Annotated in this window: 15 protein-coding genes; 6 read left to right on the top strand and 9 right to left on the bottom strand. The window is 45.9% G+C overall.

Annotation, left to right across the window (positions count from 1 at the left end; translation table 11 throughout):
• Together Q4A14_RS03765 and Q4A14_RS03770 are read right to left on the bottom strand one after the other, a co-directional pair.
• On the bottom strand, nucleotides 1-210 hold a 210-nt coding region (locus tag Q4A14_RS03765), incomplete at its 3' end, for a DUF4180 domain-containing protein (protein WP_303170043.1).
• 255 nt (nucleotides 211-465) lie between these two features.
• Nucleotides 466-1,449 carry an alpha/beta hydrolase gene (locus Q4A14_RS03770; protein WP_303170044.1) on the bottom strand — a complete coding sequence of 328 codons (984 nt, stop codon included), beginning with the start codon at nucleotides 1,447-1,449 and terminating at the stop codon, nucleotides 466-468.
• Nucleotides 1,450-1,774: 325 nt separating this feature from the next.
• Between Q4A14_RS03770 and Q4A14_RS03775 the strand changes: the two genes are divergently transcribed.
• The 6 genes from Q4A14_RS03775 to Q4A14_RS03800 all read left to right on the top strand — a co-directional run bounded on the left by Q4A14_RS03775 (nucleotide 1,775) and on the right by Q4A14_RS03800 (nucleotide 8,418).
• Nucleotides 1,775-3,160, top strand: a complete 1,386-nt coding sequence (locus Q4A14_RS03775; protein WP_303170045.1) for a DUF6242 domain-containing protein — start codon at nucleotides 1,775-1,777, stop codon at nucleotides 3,158-3,160.
• A 45-nt stretch (nucleotides 3,161-3,205) separates the two neighbouring features.
• Nucleotides 3,206-3,967, top strand: a complete 762-nt coding sequence (locus tag Q4A14_RS03780; RefSeq protein ID WP_303170046.1) for an isoprenyl transferase — start codon at nucleotides 3,206-3,208, stop codon at nucleotides 3,965-3,967.
• 53 nt (nucleotides 3,968-4,020) lie between these two features.
• Complete coding sequence (locus Q4A14_RS03785; RefSeq protein ID WP_303170047.1) at nucleotides 4,021-6,774, top strand: outer membrane protein assembly factor; 2,754 nt, start codon at nucleotides 4,021-4,023, stop codon at nucleotides 6,772-6,774.
• Nucleotides 6,775-6,849: 75 nt separating this feature from the next.
• The gene (locus Q4A14_RS03790; protein ID WP_303170048.1) at nucleotides 6,850-7,374 is read left to right on the top strand and encodes an OmpH family outer membrane protein; all 525 of its coding nucleotides are present in this window, start codon (nucleotides 6,850-6,852) and stop codon (nucleotides 7,372-7,374) included.
• A 98-nt stretch (nucleotides 7,375-7,472) separates the two neighbouring features.
• Entirely contained in the window at nucleotides 7,473-7,907 is a 435-nt protein-coding gene (locus tag Q4A14_RS03795; protein ID WP_303170082.1) for an OmpH family outer membrane protein, read from the top strand.
• Between the two features lie 256 nt (nucleotides 7,908-8,163).
• Nucleotides 8,164-8,418 carry a transposase gene (locus Q4A14_RS03800; protein WP_303170049.1) on the top strand — a complete coding sequence of 85 codons (255 nt, stop codon included), beginning with the start codon at nucleotides 8,164-8,166 and terminating at the stop codon, nucleotides 8,416-8,418.
• 207 nt (nucleotides 8,419-8,625) lie between these two features.
• Here Q4A14_RS03800 and Q4A14_RS03805 read toward each other — a convergent pair whose 3' ends face one another.
• The 7 genes from Q4A14_RS03805 to Q4A14_RS03835 all read right to left on the bottom strand — a co-directional run bounded on the left by Q4A14_RS03805 (nucleotide 8,626) and on the right by Q4A14_RS03835 (nucleotide 18,510).
• Complete coding sequence (locus Q4A14_RS03805) at nucleotides 8,626-9,585, bottom strand: PorV/PorQ family protein (RefSeq protein ID WP_303170050.1); 960 nt, start codon at nucleotides 9,583-9,585, stop codon at nucleotides 8,626-8,628.
• A gap of 73 nt (nucleotides 9,586-9,658) precedes the next feature.
• Nucleotides 9,659-12,397 (bottom strand): S8 family serine peptidase, encoded by a 2,739-nt coding sequence (locus Q4A14_RS03810; protein WP_303170051.1) that lies wholly within the window; start codon nucleotides 12,395-12,397, stop codon nucleotides 9,659-9,661.
• Between the two features lie 51 nt (nucleotides 12,398-12,448).
• On the bottom strand, nucleotides 12,449-14,050 hold the full coding sequence (locus Q4A14_RS03815) for a BACON domain-containing protein (RefSeq protein WP_303170053.1): 1,602 nt from the start codon (nucleotides 14,048-14,050) through the stop codon (nucleotides 12,449-12,451).
• A gap of 11 nt (nucleotides 14,051-14,061) precedes the next feature.
• Complete coding sequence (locus Q4A14_RS03820; RefSeq protein WP_303170054.1) at nucleotides 14,062-15,885, bottom strand: Ig-like domain-containing protein; 1,824 nt, start codon at nucleotides 15,883-15,885, stop codon at nucleotides 14,062-14,064.
• 513 nt (nucleotides 15,886-16,398) lie between these two features.
• The gene (locus Q4A14_RS03825) at nucleotides 16,399-16,566 is read right to left on the bottom strand and encodes a hypothetical protein (RefSeq protein WP_303170055.1); all 168 of its coding nucleotides are present in this window, start codon (nucleotides 16,564-16,566) and stop codon (nucleotides 16,399-16,401) included.
• A 42-nt stretch (nucleotides 16,567-16,608) separates the two neighbouring features.
• Nucleotides 16,609-17,280 (bottom strand): class I SAM-dependent methyltransferase, encoded by a 672-nt coding sequence (locus Q4A14_RS03830; RefSeq protein ID WP_303170056.1) that lies wholly within the window; start codon nucleotides 17,278-17,280, stop codon nucleotides 16,609-16,611.
• A 162-nt stretch (nucleotides 17,281-17,442) separates the two neighbouring features.
• Nucleotides 17,443-18,510 carry a DUF4249 family protein gene (locus Q4A14_RS03835; protein WP_303170057.1) on the bottom strand — a complete coding sequence of 356 codons (1,068 nt, stop codon included), beginning with the start codon at nucleotides 18,508-18,510 and terminating at the stop codon, nucleotides 17,443-17,445.
• Nucleotide 18,511 lies beyond the last annotated feature (1 nt).

The raw sequence follows: 18,511 nt of genomic DNA on the forward strand, positions 1-18,511 counted from the left end.
GAATTTTTGAAGTATATCCCCTGCTATTTTAGTTTTTAAGTCAAAAAAATCAGGTATGATATTCTTTTCGTGAATGATAATTTTGTCAAATCCTTGATAATACAAATTTCCCAACAAATCTAATCCGTCTTCAGTAGAACTCAAGATTATTTTGTCCGCTATGATTTCAGCTGCTTTTGTATTGCCTATATTGTGAGTTTCAATCTTCATACAGTTATTGTTTACTACTCCTGAAACGATGCAGTTTCTTTCTTGGATCACTAACGCAAATGTACTTGATTTATTACAACAAGCACTTGTTTTTAGGCCCGAGCGATCTACCCAACAATAAACAAAGGAGAGTTTCTCTTGATCCGACAAATATTTCACAACTATGCCGATCAGATCGAAGAGCCAAAAGTGTCAAAGTGGCAGCTGAGACTTTTGATGATGGAACTATCCCCAAGACATCCCTCTATCTGAACATTAGCGCAGATTCCCTCTAAAGAAATCTTCCAATTTGTCAAACGGGATCACCCCTGCCTGATTGTCATAGAAGTCGATGTGGCGGGCATTGGGAATGATTACAAGTTCCTTGCTTTCAGATCCGATGGCCTTGAAAGCATCTTCACTCATATAGCGAGAGTGTGCATTTTCTCCTGTAATCATGAGGACGGGGATGTTGATCTCGTCAGCATACGAGAGCAATGGAAAATTCATGAACGAAAGCAACGTCGTAGCTGTCCAGACATGCTCGGAGACCGAACGCCCGTACCAACCTCGTGGAGTTTTGTAAAACTCGATATAGTCTTTCAAGAATTGAGGGATCCCTTCAGGTGCAGTATCCGGCAGAGCCTGACCTCCGGACGGAGTGCCTGTCTCGGCATCCACCCAGCGAAGAGCATTGATCGAACGCTTCATTTCCAAACGCTTCTCGGGAGTGTCGCTATCAAAATAACCTTTGGAGAAAATACGGGACATATCATACATTACCATTGTCGCTACCTCCTTAATACGTGTGTCGATAGCCGCAGCATTCAACGCAAATCCACCCCAGCCACAGATACCGATAATTCCTATTCTTTCTCTGTCCACTAAGCGCTGAAGCCCCAAACAATCAACAGCTGCCGAAAAGTCTTCGGTATTGATGTCGGGAGATGCGACATTACGAGGTTCGCCACCACTCTCTCCTGTATATGATGGATCAAAAGCCAACGTCACAAAACCCCTCTCCGCCATCGTCTGTGCATAAAAACCTGATGCTTGCTCTTTTACAGCGCCAAAACCACCACAAACAGCCAAAGCGGGGAGCTTATCGGCTTCGCGATCTTTGGGGATATACAAATCACCGACAAGGGTGATCCCATAGCGATTTTTGAAAGTTACTTTTTTGCATTCTACCTTATCACTCGCGGGAAAAATTTTGCCCCAACCAAAGGGATTGACAGGTTGCTTTTTAGTCGTATTCATATTACCAAAATTCTAACTTTATTGTTTGATTACTTTATCATAACTCCAATTGAAACACATGTAACATAACATTCGTTTCATTTGAAAAAGTAGTACATTTTCTCAAGCAAGCGGCATACTGAACAAAAGAATATTTGAAACAAGTCGGGAACGGGTACGACAAAGCTGAGTGGCCAAGCGAGCCCGAAGCCTCTATTTTCCTCTTTTTCAGAGGCCGAATTGACGTTAAAAAAAGTCCAAAAAGTATTTTTGTTTGAAAGTCGGACAAATAAGAGATGAAAAAAGTGTACATTTGTATCATTGTAGTGTAAATTGGACGTAATGTATGATAAAGAATAAAGTACACGCATTTTTGGCATCTGCAGTTGCCCTCGCCGCTCTCTTTGTTTCGTGTGATCAGAACAGTGGCGTGATACCTTCTGCACCTGCTCTCACAGACTTCCGCACACCGGGATTGGTGACGCTGAGTTTCTCAAAGGGGAGCAAGTTGCCATTGATGACATATAACATTGACAATATCAACAAACTAATATACAACGGCACCCCTTATCCGTATCAGACAAAGTTGGACTCAGCCTATCTCAGGATGAACATCTCGTCTGAAAGTGATGTGAAAATCACCAATGAATTGACAAAAAAGACGGTCAACTGGTCTCTCCGTGACACCGGCAAGATAGATGTATCGGGAGGGAAACTGCTCATCGAAGTCTCACGCAGAAACTTCGATCCGATCGTCTACAAACTGCGTCTGCAGATCTACGGATACAATCCTGACAAACTGACTTGGAAAAAAAGTGAGTCAGCCCTGCCTACCCCAAGTGAGGATGGACACGTCTTCGTACACGCGGGAGATAAATATTGGCTTTCTCGAAATGAGAGAAAGATCGAGCTTTACCGGATCTCTGACATAGACAAGGGTGAATTTGTCAGGATGAGAGGAGTATTTCCGGACGGACTCCGCCCCAAGACGCTTGTCACAGACAGAAAAAATGTGGCATGGGTACTTGATGATGAGGGCAATGTCTACTACTCGGAATCCCTCGCGGTCTGGACGAAAGTGGATACTCAAAGTATCAGAATAACAGGGCTCTTGTACGACATCTCCACAAGCGATGACAAGGCGACTGTGATATCTGCAATAGGACATACAGCAGACAAGCCGGATGACTACTATACTTATAGTATCAGTCAAAACAACATCGAGCGCAAGACAAAACTGGATGCCACGATGCCGGTGCGCAACTCTTACATATACCTCTACGAAACAGCCGGACAAACCAATGCCAACATCATCGGAGGCGTAGACAAAGAGGGTAAAGCCGTACGTGCGAACCACTTCACCTCCGACGGCTTCAAGTGGGGAGAGATGCCTTATACCGGAAAGGGATTCAGCACTCCGATGGAGGGCGCCCTCTTCATGAGACATGGCAACAGCATCTACATCGTAGGAGGAAAATACGACAAGATCGGTATACAAAATAAGATGTACAAAAGCCCCGACAGAGGGTTGTCTTGGGTAGAGCTCAATAAGCAACAAGAGCCGGGACAGGAGTTCACCCCTCGTACAGGTGTCTCAGGGCTGCTTGAGGGGACGGAAGCCGATCCGAAATTTTATCTCTTTGGCGGTATCGTAGGAGGCCGGGCTTCGAGGGAGTTTTGGAAGGGATTCTTGGATACCACAGGAGGTATCATCAACTCTATCAAGGAATAAAGCAAATCAATCGATAAATACATCATCTATTTCTCTCAAAAATCTATGCTTCAGTCAAGCAACGCAACTCTCAACCTGACTCCTCACCATGTTGCCATCATCATGGATGGGAACGGTCGTTGGGCTCAGGCGCAGTCCAAAGAACGTGCTTATGGGCATATACATGGTATAGAGCCCGTGAGGACAGTCATCAAGGCTGCAGTAGACGCAGGGGTGAAGGTCTTGACACTGTACACATTTTCGGAAGAGAACTGGAACAGGCCAAGATCAGAGGTGGATGCACTGATGTCCTTGCTTGTCACTTCCATAAAAAATGAGATCGAAGAGCTATCAGAAAAGGGAGTCAGACTGCAGGCCATAGGCGCAATAGAGAAGTTGCCACCATTGGCACTCCAGGCACTCCAAGAAGCCATCGATGCAACAAGCCACAACAACACGATCACACTGGTGTTGGCACTCAGCTACTCGAGCCGCAAAGAAATGATCTCGGCAGTGCAAGAGATAGCCAAAGATGTTGCCCGAGGGACTCTTGCGGCGGAGGACATCGATGAGGAAACAATAACATCAAGACTATATACTCACGGACTACCCGAACCCGACTTGCTCATCCGTACCGGAGGAGAGTGTCGCATAAGCAACTTTCTACTTTGGCAGATAGCTTACACGGAGCTGTATTTCTGCGATGTCTTTTGGCCGGACTTTGGCAAGGATGATTTCCTGAAAGCCATCGAGGACTACAAAAGCAGACAGCGTAGATTCGGCAAAACCGGAGAACAAGTAATAGCTCCTGAAGAAAATAAAGGGTGAAAAACCTTATTCAACAGGAGTGACAAAATCAAGATAGAAACTGAATAAAGAATATGAAGATACGCACTTATTCACACCGGACAAGAAAGATATGGGGCTCATTGCTATGCTGCACGATAGTCGGCTCGGCATGGGCACAGACGCCGACAGACTCTGTCCCTCCCACACGGGAAGTGCCTACGATATCCTATGCACGCCCGGTGAGCAAGATCATCGCAGGGATAGAGGTCAGGGGGAACAAGAGCTATGAGGCTCCTATCATCATCAGTGTATCCGGACTCTCTATCGGTCAGCGTGTGGAGATACCGGGTGATGCCATCACGGAAGCGGTGCAAAACTACAATAAAAACGGCCTTTTCTCGGAAGTAAGTATCGAGGCAAGCCATTTTGAAGGTGACAAAGTCTGGCTTATCATCAACATCGTAGAGCGACCACGACTCTCTGAGGTACGTATCAATGGTGTAAAAAGAGGTGAGTCAGAAACACTGCTCAAAAACCAACTTTCATCTCTCAGCCAGGGAGCTCACCTGACGCCCAATATCATCGACCGTTCCAAGATCGTCATATCTCGATTCTTTGACGAAAAGGGATTCCCCAACGTCCAAATAGAGACACGAGAAACCCCTGACCCGGCTCGCGAAGGGTACGTCTTCCTCGACTTTGATGTCCAAAAAAACACCAAAACCGGGGTACATCAGATCAACTTCATAGGCAACGAAAAACTATCGGACTTCCAGCTACACAAGGCGATGAAAAAAACCAACGAACGTTTTTCTCTTGCCCGTAATCCCTGGAACAGTTTCCTTGAGATATTCGATGCGAAGAAATTCGTCCAAAAGGAGTACCAACAAGACCTCAACAACATCCTTGCACTCTACCACAAACACGGATATAGAGATGCAGAGATCATCAAGGACAGCGTCTACAGACACAACGAAAAGAGGTACAACATCGACATCATCATCAATGAGGGAAAGAGGTACTATATCAAGGATATCAACTTCTTGGGAAATACAAAGTATAACACTGACTACCTCAGACATGTTTTCGGCATGAAAAAAGGAGACGTCTACGACCAGAAAAAGCTCGAAGGTCGTCTCAATACGGATGAGGATGCCATCAGCAACTTATACTCCAACAACGGTTACCTTTTTGCATACATGATGCCGATAGAGACAGAAGTCGTCGGAGACTCTGTCAGCCTCGACATCCGCATCCACGAAGGTAAACCCGCGACAATCAATAAGGTCATCATCAATGGTAGTGACCGCCTCTATGAGGATGTTGTGCGCCGTGAGTTGTACACCAAGCCCGGTATGCTTTTCAGCAAGGACTATGTCATTCGCTCTATCCGTCAGCTGATGCAGATGGGACACTTCGACAACGAAAAGATCGTGCCTAATCCTATCCCTAACGAAGAAAATGGTACGGTAGACATCGAATGGGATCTTGTCTCCAAGTCCAACGACCAGGTGGAACTGTCTCTCGGATGGAGCCAGACCGGTCTCATCGGTCGTGCGGCATTGAAGTTTACAAACTTCTCGATGAAGAACCTCTTCAATCCAAAGACATACAAGGGTATCATTCCTCAAGGTGAAGGGCAAACCCTTACCCTCAGTGCTCAGACCAACGCTCGCTACTACCAATCATACAGTATTCAGTTCATGGATCCATGGTTTGGAGGTAAGCGCCCCAATATGTTCAGCATATCAGCATGGTGGTCACGCCAGACTCAGATCAACTACAAGTTCTACCAGTCACAGTTGCAAAATCTCCCATATGATCCTATGTATGGCGGATACGGCTACGGAGGATATCCGGGCTATGGGGGCTACCCCGGTTATGGTAACTACTATGGTTACGGCGGATACGGTGGTTATGGAGGGTATCCCGGTTACGGTCAGATCGCAGGAGACTTGTTGGAGAGCTCATACGACCCCGACAGGACGCTTGATATATTCGGAGGTAACATCGCCTATGGAAAGCGTCTCATGTGGCCGGACGACAACTTCCAGATCCAAGTCGGACTCAACTACACTATTTACAAGCTGAAGAACTGGAATCAACCCTACTTCAACATAGGTCTTGAAAACGGTATGTCCAATGATTTGAACTTCTCCGTCAATCTCGCACGTGTCTCCACAGACAATCCGATATTCACACGCAGGGGATCCAACTTCTCGATCAACCTTGCGGCGACCCCACCCTACTCACTCTTTGACAAAGTAGACTACTCAGATCCGAACGTCTCTGCATCCAAGCGCAATAAGTTTATAGAGTACTACAAAGTCAAGGTCAAAGGGCAGACCTTCCTTCCCCTCATGGACGAGCGCACCTACAAGCGTATCCCTGTCCTCATGGCTCGTGCCGAAGCCGGCTTCATCGGCTCATACAACAGCCACAAGCAATCTCCATTCGGGACATTCTTTGTCGGAGGTGATGGCACATCGGGATACTACGGCTCGGGCTACCTTAATGAGACCATCGGTCTTCGCGGGTACAAAAACGGAAGCATCGCGAGTTCGGCATACTCATACACTCGTCTGAGCATGGAGTTGAGATATCCATTGATTACAGACAATACCACAATATGGCTCCTTGGTTTTGCCGAAGCCGGAAACGCATGGGTACGCAACAAGGACTTCAACCCATTCCAAATCAAACGCTCTGCGGGTCTCGGTGTCCGCATCATCCTACCGATGATCGGTCTCATGGGTATCGACTGGGGTTACGGATTTGACACTCCTAACGGAGGCCTCGAGAAGGGCGGAAGCAATCTACACTTTATCATCGGACAAGAATTCTAACCAAAGACATCCAGAGATATTTAGTTCACCGGACACCCGTCCGGCAGTATAAACGAACAAAAACACTATGTCACTATGAAACGATTACTACTGACACTTACGCTCCTTGCAGGGATGCTCTTCGGAGTTGCCCAAGCTCAGGAAGCCAACTACGCACTCATCGATATGCAGTATCTGTCATCCAAGCTCCCTCCATACAAAAAAGCCACTGAACAACTCAAAAGCTTGACTGAAAAGTGGGAGAAAGAGATCAATGCTTACAGAGAAGAGGCAAAAAAGATGTACACAAAGTACCAAAAAGACATGCCGACACTCTCTGCCCAAGCCAAGGTACAGCGCGAAGAAGCCATCATCAATACCGAAGAGCGTGTCCGTGAATTGCAACAGAAGTACTTCGGCCCAAAGGGTGAGCTGACAAAGAAGCAAGAAGAACTTATCAAACCCATACAAGATAATATCTATGAGGCTGTGAAGTTAATTTCGGCCAAAAGAGGTTATCTCATGGTACTTGACCGAGCATCTGTCACCGGCATCATCTTCGCAGATCCACGCGCAGATATCAGCAATGATGTCCTTGCAGTACTCGGATACAGAGAATAATAAAAAACAAGCTGATTAACTAACAAACAATAAAGTATCTATTAGCACTCGTACTCCTCATCCTTCCTTCTGTAGCATTTGCTCAAGCAAACCAGAAGATCGCGGTAGTCAACACACAACTTCTTCTAAGCGAAATGCCTGACACCAAGGCTGCTCAAAAAGACCTGGAAGCCCTTCAGAAAGAATATGAAGATGCTATCGAAGCCATGAAGCAAGAGCTCCAAAAGAAGTACGAAGAGTATGTGGCTAAACAAGACACGTACATCGAAACCATCAAGCTCCGTAAGCAACAAGAGATCGAAGACCTCAACAAAAGAATCACCGACCTCGTACGCACAGCAGAACAAGAACTTATGCAAAAACAGCAGAAGCTCATGGCTCCTATCCAACAGAAGCTCAAAGATGCTATCAACAAGGTAGGTGCAGAAAATGGCTTTGCATACATCCTCGATGCTCAGGTGATGATCTACATCGGTAGCACAGGTGTAGATGCGACAGACCTTATACGTGTCAAATTGGGTCTCAAGAAGTAATTCGGAAAGACAAAACTTATAAAACCCAAAAGGGATTATATCGGTCTCAGACCGGTATAATCCCTTTTTTCAATACTGTCCTAAAAAAGTGTGTAAGCCCCGTTAGTCCTTAACTTTGAGATAAGAAAAAATAAAACTAAGAACAATGGAGCTTACAACATCAAAAAAGTCGGCTTTATTTCTGAAATGCTATCATCAGAGACAGGTATTAACGAACTGATTCGAGTATTATCGGACACCTTCTCGAAGCAAGAGCGTGCTCTCTCTGTCGGCACCTCGCAATATAGACGACTTCACCTACCTGAGGTTTCCGGAGGGTGTTCATCGTATGATTTACTCTACGAATCGGGTGGAGCGTCTCAATCGGAGCTATAAGCGCAGGTTGCGCCTGCGTGGGGCTCTTCCCTCGGCTGATGCCGTGGTCTTTCTTCTCGGATCTGTTGCCCGAGAGATGACCGAAAGGACTTACGCAAGGAGGTTGCCCTATTTCCAAGACCGGAGTATCAAATAGAATAAGCAATAACCCGAAAAACTCAAAGTTTTTCCCGCTGGGACATGCCCCGGCGGGAAAAGAAATAACTGACCTTACACACTTTTTTGGACACTACCTTTGGGACAAAACGGTTTTAGTCAAGACTTGTATTGTCCGCATATAAAAAAGAAGTCTCCCTCGGCAATACACCAAGGGAGACTTCTCCTTTTTTAGAGATATCTCAGATCAGAAATTTATCGAGAAACTGCAAGCAATGCTATTCTTGGTGTACTCTCCCATACCGATACGGTATGCAACACCAAGGACATTCCTACCGATAGTCAGACCTGCTCCGACAGAAGCAAACGAAACATCTTTGTCGTAGTATTGGTAACCTCCGCGCAGTGAGAACATCTTGAGGAAGGAATACTCTACCCCTGCTCCCAACTGTGTATCGGAATAAGATGTGATGCGAGCAACCTGAGCTTGAAGCCCGAGAGACTGGTTTTCGGTCAACTCCATAGTCGCTCCAAGACCGAGCGCGACAGTCGAAGGAAGTCTGTAAGACATACCCTTGCCGAAGTCTACATCTTCGCCGAGATTGTATCCTGCAAGAGTAGTCCGGAAGTGTGTCTCCTTACCCATCCACTGAAGTGTACGGGTATAGTTCACCCCAACTCCGGCAAAAAAACTCTGAGTCTGTTGCCCCGTAGTTGAGCGCAGCATGGAGAGAGTTGCGAAAGCAGAGATATTTTCAGAAAATGCAAATGCGTAACCTGCATCAAAAGTCATCTGACTGGGGCGTAGGAGTCGTTCTTCGGTCTCGGTACCCAAGTCATTGACACGATTGAGCTTGAGACCCGAAAGCATGCGAAGACCTGCAAAAAGAGCATGTCTTTCGTTGAAGCGATAACCGGCACTCAGACTACCGAAGCTCTCACGCTTCATGTCAGCAAACTTAGGAAGATATTCACCCGAAACATAGAGGGTAAAACTCTTTTCAGCCCTGAATATATTGGTAGGGTTGGCGTAGATGTAGTTGTTGCTATTTGTCACAAGATGAGTCCCCCCGAGAGCATGAGAAGCCACATCGGGATTAAGCTCAAAGAGGCGGTGGGGAGCTGCTACCTGAGCAGAAGCCACAAGGGAGGTAGCAACGCTCAGCGTTGCAAAGAGAAGGCCTTTTTTGATTATATTCTTGTACATTATGTCTGTATTTTAGTATGTAGCCGTCCGGAGAGAGGCATTCGGGCACTCTCTCCGGTGCGGCTCTTGGGTATTACTTTACAAATATCTGTTCGTGACTTGGCATATTGGAAGACTCAACAATGAGACGGTAGGTGTTTGGTGTAAGATTAGCCACATTGAGAGACACTACACTATTCCTGCCAATCTGCTTGACAGGGACATCGATGAGTACCTTACCCATGAGTGTGACGACCTTGATCTTAGCGTCTTTGATAGACTTGTTGAGCATGATGTTGAGGGTCTTGGTCACAGGGATAGGGTAAACGATATGCACAGGAGCCTTGGAGTCACTCACAACTTGGACTTTGAAAGAAATTTCGAGCTTTTCGGCTGTTTCGTCCTGTATCTTGAGGTAGATCGTCGCACGTCCGTTGGAAACAGGGATGATCTTCAACTCCCCATCTTTGGAGACAGACGTGAGTACTACTGACTCGTTGTTCGATCTTGCCTCTACCTTGAGGGACAATTGAGGATTATAGTCTATATTTTCCTTAACAGCCACTGTCAATTCCTTGACATCCATACCAAGGACAACTTGTGAAAAATCGCCTTTGAGCATGAGAGGTTTAGGCCTGACGACATAGAACTTAATCTCGTGGCGCGTCTCTCCTTGGAACTCATCCAAAGCAATCAATGTAAACTTATGCTCACCCTCAGGAAGTACGGAACGTATCTGTATCACGCCCTGCCCCTTGTTTTCGCTGAGGCTGACACCAGTAGTCTCACCTTCGATACGGCACTTGACAAAATGCCCATCGGGATCGGTCACAGTAAACTTGATCTGCTCAGACTTATTGCCACTGACAACGATGTTTTTGTGTGGAGCAATAGCGATGACAGGCTCGCGGTTGATGCGAGTAGAGTACTCAAAGAAGAGAGGGTTGGACTTGTTGCCCCATCTGTCCTCAGAAATAAGAGCAAAGTAGTATTTGGTACTGTGCTTGAGTCCTTCGATAGTACGATACATCTCTTGTCCGGGTGCTACTACAGTGCTACGCATACGTATAGGCTCCATGTTTTTGAGCACTTCTGCAGTGATGGGAGCATTGCTGTAATATAGTTCTTGGAAAAGAGGGAGCTTATCATCATCGTCCTTATTGACTTTCCAACTGAGCGAGATAGATGTATACTGCACGTTGATGTCAGAGCCCAATGTAGGCATATCCGGTGCGATGTGGTTATCATCGTCAAAAGCAAGGGATGCATCTATATATCCACGGCCAAGCCTGCCGACTTCACGAGCATTCTTTTGGTCGATGTCTTCGGGTCTGAGAGCTGAAAGAATAGCTTTCTTCAAATCCTCGTTGGTATAACCTTGCTTACCCTTCTTACTTAGGATAAGACCGGCAATCCCCGATACGTGCGGACAAGCCATAGATGTTCCCTGATAGAACGCATATCTGTTTCCGGGGACACAGCTCAAAACTCCGGCCTTGTCTCCGAATCTGGTTTGATCACCTCCGGGAGCCATGATGTCTACCCATGCTCCTCGGTTGGTAAATGAAGAACGAGTAAAGTTGGGAGCCATAGCAGCAACTGCAATCGCAGGCTCATAGGCAGCAGGATAACAAAGAGCATCTTCGTTGTCGTTACCGGCTGCAACGATGACAACCCCACCTTTCATAGGTGAATCTTGACGCTGGTTGCCGGACTTGTCTACCCCTGCATTGGCGATAAAGTAGTCAATAGCAACCTTGAGACTCTGAGTAAGAGGTGCATTAGGTGGCAAACCCCATGAGTTTTGGGCAATGACAGCACCATTGTCGGCAGCGAAGACCAAAGCTGCCTCGGGGCGGCTACCTTGGCGCAAGTCTTTTGGGCGACTATCGATAGCAAGACATTCCATAATGCGAACACCACTGTCTTTGGTACCATCACCACCGGCAACACCACAGACACCTTTACCATTATTGTTGCGAGCTCCGACAGTGCCGGCAACGTGTGTACCGTGATTACCGCGGACTCCGTTCTTGACGAAGTTACCACCATTGACATCCTCTATGTATGTCGTCCTATCAGTAGGACCGGTCACATTGGGATTGATCCAAAGATTCTCCTTGAGATCCTCATGAGTGACATCTACACCATCGTCGATCACAGCAATGATGACATTAGGCTTACCGGTCTCTACCTCCCAAGCCTTGAGAAGATTGATGTCAGCACCCTGTGTTGCCCAAGATGCAGTTCCTAAGTTATGGTAGTGCCATTGTTCTGCGAAGCGAGGGTCATTGAACTTAAATGTAGCAGCATCAGTAACACCAACCATCGGGAATGGTACTCCCGTAAATGAAGCTCCTACCTGCTTCCCATCGATCTGAATATCATAGCAAGGCTCAACCACTTCAAAATCGTTGACAGCGGAGAGGCTTTGGATGGCATAAGAGACAATATTGGAAGTCTCATAACGAACGACATACCAGCGATCCAAACCAAAAGCCTTGTGACGCTCAGCATACTCTTCGGAATGAGGGAAAAGTCTCTCTACGCTCTTCACTCCAAGTCTACGTGAAGCGACTTCTATATCCGAATTGAGCGAAGAAAAAGTACTTGGAGAAATCTCCCCGGCATCCTTGAGTCTCTTAGCTGCAGCGGGATCCATCTTGACATATACGACACCGGGAGTACCCATGCGGTCGTACGCTTCGTTTTCTGTCGTGCGGAGAGTTGTATTCTCTACTCCGGTCGAATACATATCTCCGAGAGCATTGTGATCCTGACAAGCAGAAAATAGTACAAGCGCACTTGCGATATATATGATTAATCTTTTCATTATGTGTATTGTTGCATTTATTTTTTACATGAGCTGATATCTGCAGGAGATTTATCTCACTACCTTATGAGCATTTTTCAGTGCAGCTTCAAAAGCTGTAGCAGAAGTACCATCATCTTCGGATATCTTGAACAGACTGATACCTAAAAAGACATCGCCATTTGGTTGATTGACATTGGTGAAAAGTATAGCCAGGCGTTCGTCAATATTGAGATAACTGATCCACTCTTGAGTACCTCCGGTCCTGGGGCGACCTTGATAAGCAAAGCCCTCTTTCCTGAGCATTTCCTCCATCTCACTGGTAACGAAATAGCGTCCTTCAGAATTGGCCCATAGCGCAAGATGTATGTCTCTATAGATATCCACCTTCTGGAAGAGCTTACCTACATAAGGCTCAGTGGTCTCTTCAAAGAAATAAAGGGTAGACACATGGGTATTTCTATTTGTAACGGATGAAAACTCAGCTCTGTAAATCACATTAGGATTTTTCTCTCCGCGATCTCTGATGATCTCGATACACTCACCTTCACTCTCCTCCCATTCCTTGACTGCGAAAAAGTCTGCGATATTGAGAAGATCAATGTTGCGATAAGGCATTTTATCAAATGTCTTCATCGGATGAGGCTGTACCTCTTCGATCTTATATGTGACTATGGTCTGACCTCCGGCTACAGGGACCTGTACCTGAGCTATTACAAGATAGAACGGAGTCACTCGCACATAGTGTTTGGTGATGATCTGATTGACGATCTTCTCACCGGATAGTTCAAACCCAAGATCAGAGAGATAAGTTTCGAACTCTGAACTGAGGCCATAGTTGCTACCAATCGTAGTCACAGCAAAGGATAGATATCTCTCTATACCGGATTTGAATCTATACTGAACCGTTGATTTTTTCTCATCTCCGGCATCAAAGTGATAGATAGTAAAGCCTCCGGAAGCATTTTCCATGCGAGTAAAGAACATACCTCGCTCCTGTGCATCTCTGAGGACATCTGCCTGATAGATCGCGCCCTGAGGCATATATGGCAAGACATATGGACTCTTTGCCTGTTGGGTGATGACAAGCTCGACCGGAGCTGCACTTGCGGTAGTCACATAGACTTTAGCCACACGTACATTCTTTCCTTCGTTGGGCAATACCTGAAGAGATATCCCATTCTGAGCCTGTTGAACCAATACCCAAGGAAACAGCTCTGATCCATCTACTCTCCAGTTAGAATTTACGCCCGAAACATTGATGACATAAGAGCCTCCACGCACAGGGACATCCACATGAGTTTGAGAGAGAGAAATCTCTAATGCCGATGTTCTCTGACGTACAAGTATCTCTACAGAGCGGGCATCGGCTTCTACTATTATCTTGGCAGTGCGTTCTTGCCCGGTCTCATTAGCCTCCGAAGATAGGATAAAGGCATCCGGACTGCGGTTAATGCGAAGCCAATCCACATCTGCCGATAGTTTTGCAGACCAAGTCTTGGCATTGGTCTCTACTCTTATTTCTTTATCTGAAGATTCTTGCGAGAGCGTTATGATATCCTCGGACAGCTCCAAATAAGGCTCTTGGGTATTATCCAAGACTCCGTTTTGTTGGCATCCAAAGAGGACCAAAGCCAAAGCTCCGCAAACAAGCGTTGCTATTATCTTATTCATATGATTTTTCCTTAATAGTTTGATTTAGTCGTGAAGTAATGGTACACCGGAGTCGTACATAGGCCTTGATCCTTATTGAGACCGACTATGACCAATACATACTCACGTCCGGGCCTCTTAGGAGCAAAATAACCGTCAGTCAACTTTGTGTTGCCGTGGAGTATGAGATCATCAAGTTTACGATCCTTCAAGTCGGCTTCGAAAGCTCTGTAGATCATATAGTTGACAGGAGACAGACCTTCGATGAGTTCGTTAGGGTTGTTCTGTTCCTTATTTTTGTAGAAATCTACATACTTACGAGTTTGGATGGTGATATAGTAGCCGTCATTGTTTGTTGTCAATATCTCACCCAAAAGGGCAGTAGTTGTGACACCTGTTTCCTTGAAGCTCAACTTGTTGGACGAAGGAGTACTTCCGTTAAGTTTGAATTTCACCACCTTTAGCGGAGATGTGATATTCTTATTCTTATCGATTCCAAAACAAGTTGCGACATAAGACATCCCGGGGAATGGAGCATTACTACCGGGATCTGAGACCCTCATCTTTTGTGGTCCGGTCTTCAAAGATGCAAGGAAATCAGCATCCCCAAATTGTTCCCAAAATGCCAAACTATGATTGATGACACCTCCTGAGGTCTCCACGATCCTATCATATCGAGCCTTGGAGAAGATATCAAATACGAATGTGACATCATCCGAAGGAGGAGTCAAAGAGACAAGCCCGTCAAGAGAAGAAATATCGGAAACCTCAATAATAAAGTCATCTGCTTGTAGTCCAGAAACCACCTCAAGGTTACACACAACAGAGCGATTCCCGACCTTGACTGTGATATCAGCCTTACCTTCGGCGATTGCTTTCACAAAGCCATAACGAGACACAGTTGCCACTTTTTCGTCAGAACTACTCCACTCGAGTTTCCCAAGAGCATCTTCGGGGATGACGTGTACTCTGAGAGTGATCGTCTGATCCACACGTAGTTGGATATTGGACTTATCGAGTCTGAGTACCTTGATTTCAGAAGATTTTTCTGACACCGTCACAGCACACTTTGCCTCAAGATCACCGGCCTTGGCTGTCACTGTCGCATTTCCGACCTTCTTGGCAGTCAGACGTCCGTTGAGGACAGATATGACACTCTCGTTGTCTGAGCTCCAATCGATATTCACATCCTCGGGTCTGTCTGATCCGAGTTCGACATCGAGCAGTCTGACGTCACCGACCTCCATATCAAGCTTGTCAGGAGACACATCAAGTCTCGTTATCTTTGGCGCAGTCAGTTTCACGTGCACCGTCCAGCTGACACTCTTGTTTCCTACAGTTGCAGTGATTACAGTTGTCCCTACGGCACGAGCAAACACCGTCCCATCGACGACACGCGCCACATCCTCATCACTTGAAGACCAAGAGATGAGGTCCGTGGTGTTTTCCGGAGTAAGGCTGTAACTGAGACGGACCTCTCCATCCACAACAAGGCTCAACTCCTTTACTTCCGAAGTAATAGACTCTACCGGGATCTTCTGTGCAACGACCCTGACAAGACAGTTGGACCATACTCGCCCGGATTTCACAGTGATAGTGGCTTCTCCCAACTCATTTCCTACCACAGTACCATTATCTACGCTTGCGATACTGTTGTCGGTCGAATACCAAGAGAGTTTTTGTTGCTCCGAATTAAGTGGCAGCACCTCTGCCTGAAGTGTGATTTTTTGTCCCTTGACCAAAGAGACTGTACTGTTGCTGAGTCTGATGGAGTCTACCGTAATGCTCGCTTGTTCTTTCGGCGAACACATTACCATAAACAGAGAGACTAAGAACAGAGACAGTAAAGGTCTCATAGTACTTTTCATCTTGTTTAAGTTAATAATTTATAATGATAAATGTTTTTCGACACTGCGAAGCGCTGCAAAGTTGTCTAAAAAAAATCAACCATCCAAGGCTCATAAGTTAAAAGGTTAGGCCAAATATTTCGTTTTAACTTTAACTCTTCTGCAAAATGTGCGTATACAAAGGAAAAGTCATTTTTATGAATGACACTTTTTAACTCGCAACAACATTTTTATATAACCAGAATTTTAATCCTCTCAAATATATAAGTATCTCGACCCCAATAAACGAGACTCGTCGCCATCAATATGACGATAACCATGGCGATAAGTAAAGAATCAACAAAGGTGATAAAAACAGAAAGGACATCATACAAGCGAATCGCTTGCGATGTCCTTTCTCTCTTCACAGAATATACTAAAAAACACTCTACTCTTGAGGCTTATTGAATACAAGAGGTGCACTCAAGAGCTCCAAAGGGATGTCCGAGCAAGGGAAAGTCCGGACTCCTGCCCGGCTGTCCGTCAGTGGCTCTCGGAGGAGGAAGAGTCCTCTCTCTCAGGAGCGATATACTGAGACACATCCACGCGGATATCGCGCTCTTTCATCCAAGCCTCTTCACAGAGACGTATACCATTGACACCTTGTACGATAGTAATGTTGTCGTAGTCAATCAGGTTAGTGATACTCATGGCTTTGTCGTTTTTGATTATAGATTATACTGTAGTAATAATTTATTTCGTCTTCCGACACTTAAACACCGCCATGGATTTGTGGTGTATCAGTGTCACCTCTGCGCCGAAGTACTTCTCCAAGTCCGCATGAAGAGTCTCGTACGTATAGTGTGGAGCAGCAAAAAGCCCTACTCTATTCAAGACCAAGCGTACCAACGTATCCGGAAGTCGTCTATCCCCCGTGACGTATGTGCACCCATAGATCATTCCTCCGGGCTTGAGTACCCGAGCCATCTCGGAGAGAGCTTTGCTCTTGTCAGGGATAGCATGGATACCATTCATCGTCAATACACTGTCGAACGTCGCATCCTCAAACCTCAGCCGGGTAGCATCACCCTGCTCGAGAGTCAGATGCACAAGTCCGAGGGCAGACTTACGCCTTTCGGCTATTTCTATCATGGGCTCTGCATAGTCTACACCCACTATCTGTGCAGAGGCCATACGCCTGTACTTCTCTCCCGTAAAGACCGCTGTCCCTACAGGCACGTCCAGTAACTTGCCCGAAAAGTCATCGGGGATCATATCCAAGACTTCTGCAGCTATAAGATTGTCATCGAGACCCCAGAAGGTATTCATATACAACCTTGACCACCACTTGCTCCCCGTGATCACATCATCATATCCTGAGACATTTCCGTGGTAAGGGGTCTTTGCTCTTTTGGACTTTTTCATGACATTACAAAGCTACGTAGCTTATTTGTCCCTGCCAATACCTATTGTTGGTTAATTTACTATCAAATTAGGGCTCAAAAATAAAGGAATAGGGTATCTTTCATTGAAAAAATGAAAGATACCCCATGTATTTTGAATTTTGGTCTTGACAGATACAGGAAGTTACTTGCTGACAACTTGTACTTCTACCCTCGTATAACCCAAGACTATGCCTCTACCGCCACGGACGTTTGTACTATCCAATACAGGCTCGGCAAAAGGATTGTCTGTGTCATCAGACGCATCGAAGAAGTCATTGTCATCGACACTGATGTCTTTCAGCCCAAATCTCGCACCGGCCCATTCATGATAGAAAGGATCCATACAGTTGAATACCAACTTGGTAGGTTCACTCATTTCTTCTTCCGGCAAAATGTTGATTCTGCCCATAAGTCTCATCGTGTAGGTATCACCGACAATTTCTGAAGTAGAAAAGTAAGGGAAACGATATCCATCATCAAATTTATATGTATTCTTATTGAAGTACTTGCTGAGTTTGACAGCTGTTTGAGAAAAAATGATGTCATCAGTCACTCTCAGATTCTGTCTGGAGTATTCAACAATCCCCCCGGAATTTTTCACTCCGCCATAGTAGCCGACAGCAATACCGACATCGGGATCCTTGTCCGACTTTTTGACCTCAACCTGCATCTTCAACACAGGAATTATTGACGATGAGCGTGGCTGGGGGTAAAAGGCATCTACAGGAGCGCGAGCAATCTCACGCTTCATCACCCTGAAAGTAGGAGGTACAGGTAAATAGACCTCAACAGACACCGGCTCCAAATCAGGAGAAGAGACCTCAAAGCGCACCTTGTCACCGGGTCTCGGTCTCGCCATTCCCTTGTAGAAACACTCGAACCCTCTTGCCGGATAGAATCCGCGACCCGGAGAATCATCCAAATCTCCGAAATGCACGGTCCGAGTCTCTGCAAGTTTGTCATTGATATAACACTCCACCGTAGCCTCTTTGACTCCGAAAGCCTCATACAGCCTATCCCTCTGGTAAGTAGCATTCACCGGCAAGGTCTTGGAGATATAGAGCCTGGGGAGAGAGTCTGCCACGACCTCACCATTGACGACCAAACGTGGGTTGCGGGACATAGACTTATCAATCTCAAGAGTTTTTTCCATCTTGTCACAAGCCAAAAAGAGAGGAAGCAGAGATAGAAATATAAGTATTCGTTTCATT

Source organism: Porphyromonas sp., assembly GCF_030529325.1.
Classification (GTDB): Bacteria; Bacteroidota; Bacteroidia; order Bacteroidales; family Porphyromonadaceae; genus Porphyromonas_A.

What these genes read in the sequence shown, in the direction of transcription:
- Q4A14_RS03825 (WP_303170055.1), bottom strand. Translation starts at nt 16,566, where the DNA reads ATGAGTATCACTAACCTGATTGACTACGACAACATTACTATCGTACAA.
- Q4A14_RS03780 (WP_303170046.1), top strand. Translation starts at nt 3,206, where the DNA reads ATGCTTCAGTCAAGCAACGCAACTCTCAACCTGACTCCTCACCATGTT.
- Q4A14_RS03820 (WP_303170054.1), bottom strand. Translation starts at nt 15,885, where the DNA reads ATGAGACCTTTACTGTCTCTGTTCTTAGTCTCTCTGTTTATGGTAATG.
- Q4A14_RS03770 (WP_303170044.1), bottom strand. Translation starts at nt 1,449, where the DNA reads ATGAATACGACTAAAAAGCAACCTGTCAATCCCTTTGGTTGGGGCAAA.
- Q4A14_RS03810 (WP_303170051.1), bottom strand. Translation starts at nt 12,397, where the DNA reads ATGAAAAGATTAATCATATATATCGCAAGTGCGCTTGTACTATTTTCT.
- Q4A14_RS03785 (WP_303170047.1), top strand. Translation starts at nt 4,021, where the DNA reads ATGAAGATACGCACTTATTCACACCGGACAAGAAAGATATGGGGCTCA.
- Q4A14_RS03775 (WP_303170045.1), top strand. Translation starts at nt 1,775, where the DNA reads ATGATAAAGAATAAAGTACACGCATTTTTGGCATCTGCAGTTGCCCTC.
- Q4A14_RS03790 (WP_303170048.1), top strand. Translation starts at nt 6,850, where the DNA reads ATGAAACGATTACTACTGACACTTACGCTCCTTGCAGGGATGCTCTTC.
- Q4A14_RS03805 (WP_303170050.1), bottom strand. Translation starts at nt 9,585, where the DNA reads ATGTACAAGAATATAATCAAAAAAGGCCTTCTCTTTGCAACGCTGAGC.
- Q4A14_RS03835 (WP_303170057.1), bottom strand. Translation starts at nt 18,510, where the DNA reads ATGAAACGAATACTTATATTTCTATCTCTGCTTCCTCTCTTTTTGGCT.
- Q4A14_RS03830 (WP_303170056.1), bottom strand. Translation starts at nt 17,280, where the DNA reads ATGAAAAAGTCCAAAAGAGCAAAGACCCCTTACCACGGAAATGTCTCA.
- Q4A14_RS03815 (WP_303170053.1), bottom strand. Translation starts at nt 14,050, where the DNA reads ATGAATAAGATAATAGCAACGCTTGTTTGCGGAGCTTTGGCTTTGGTC.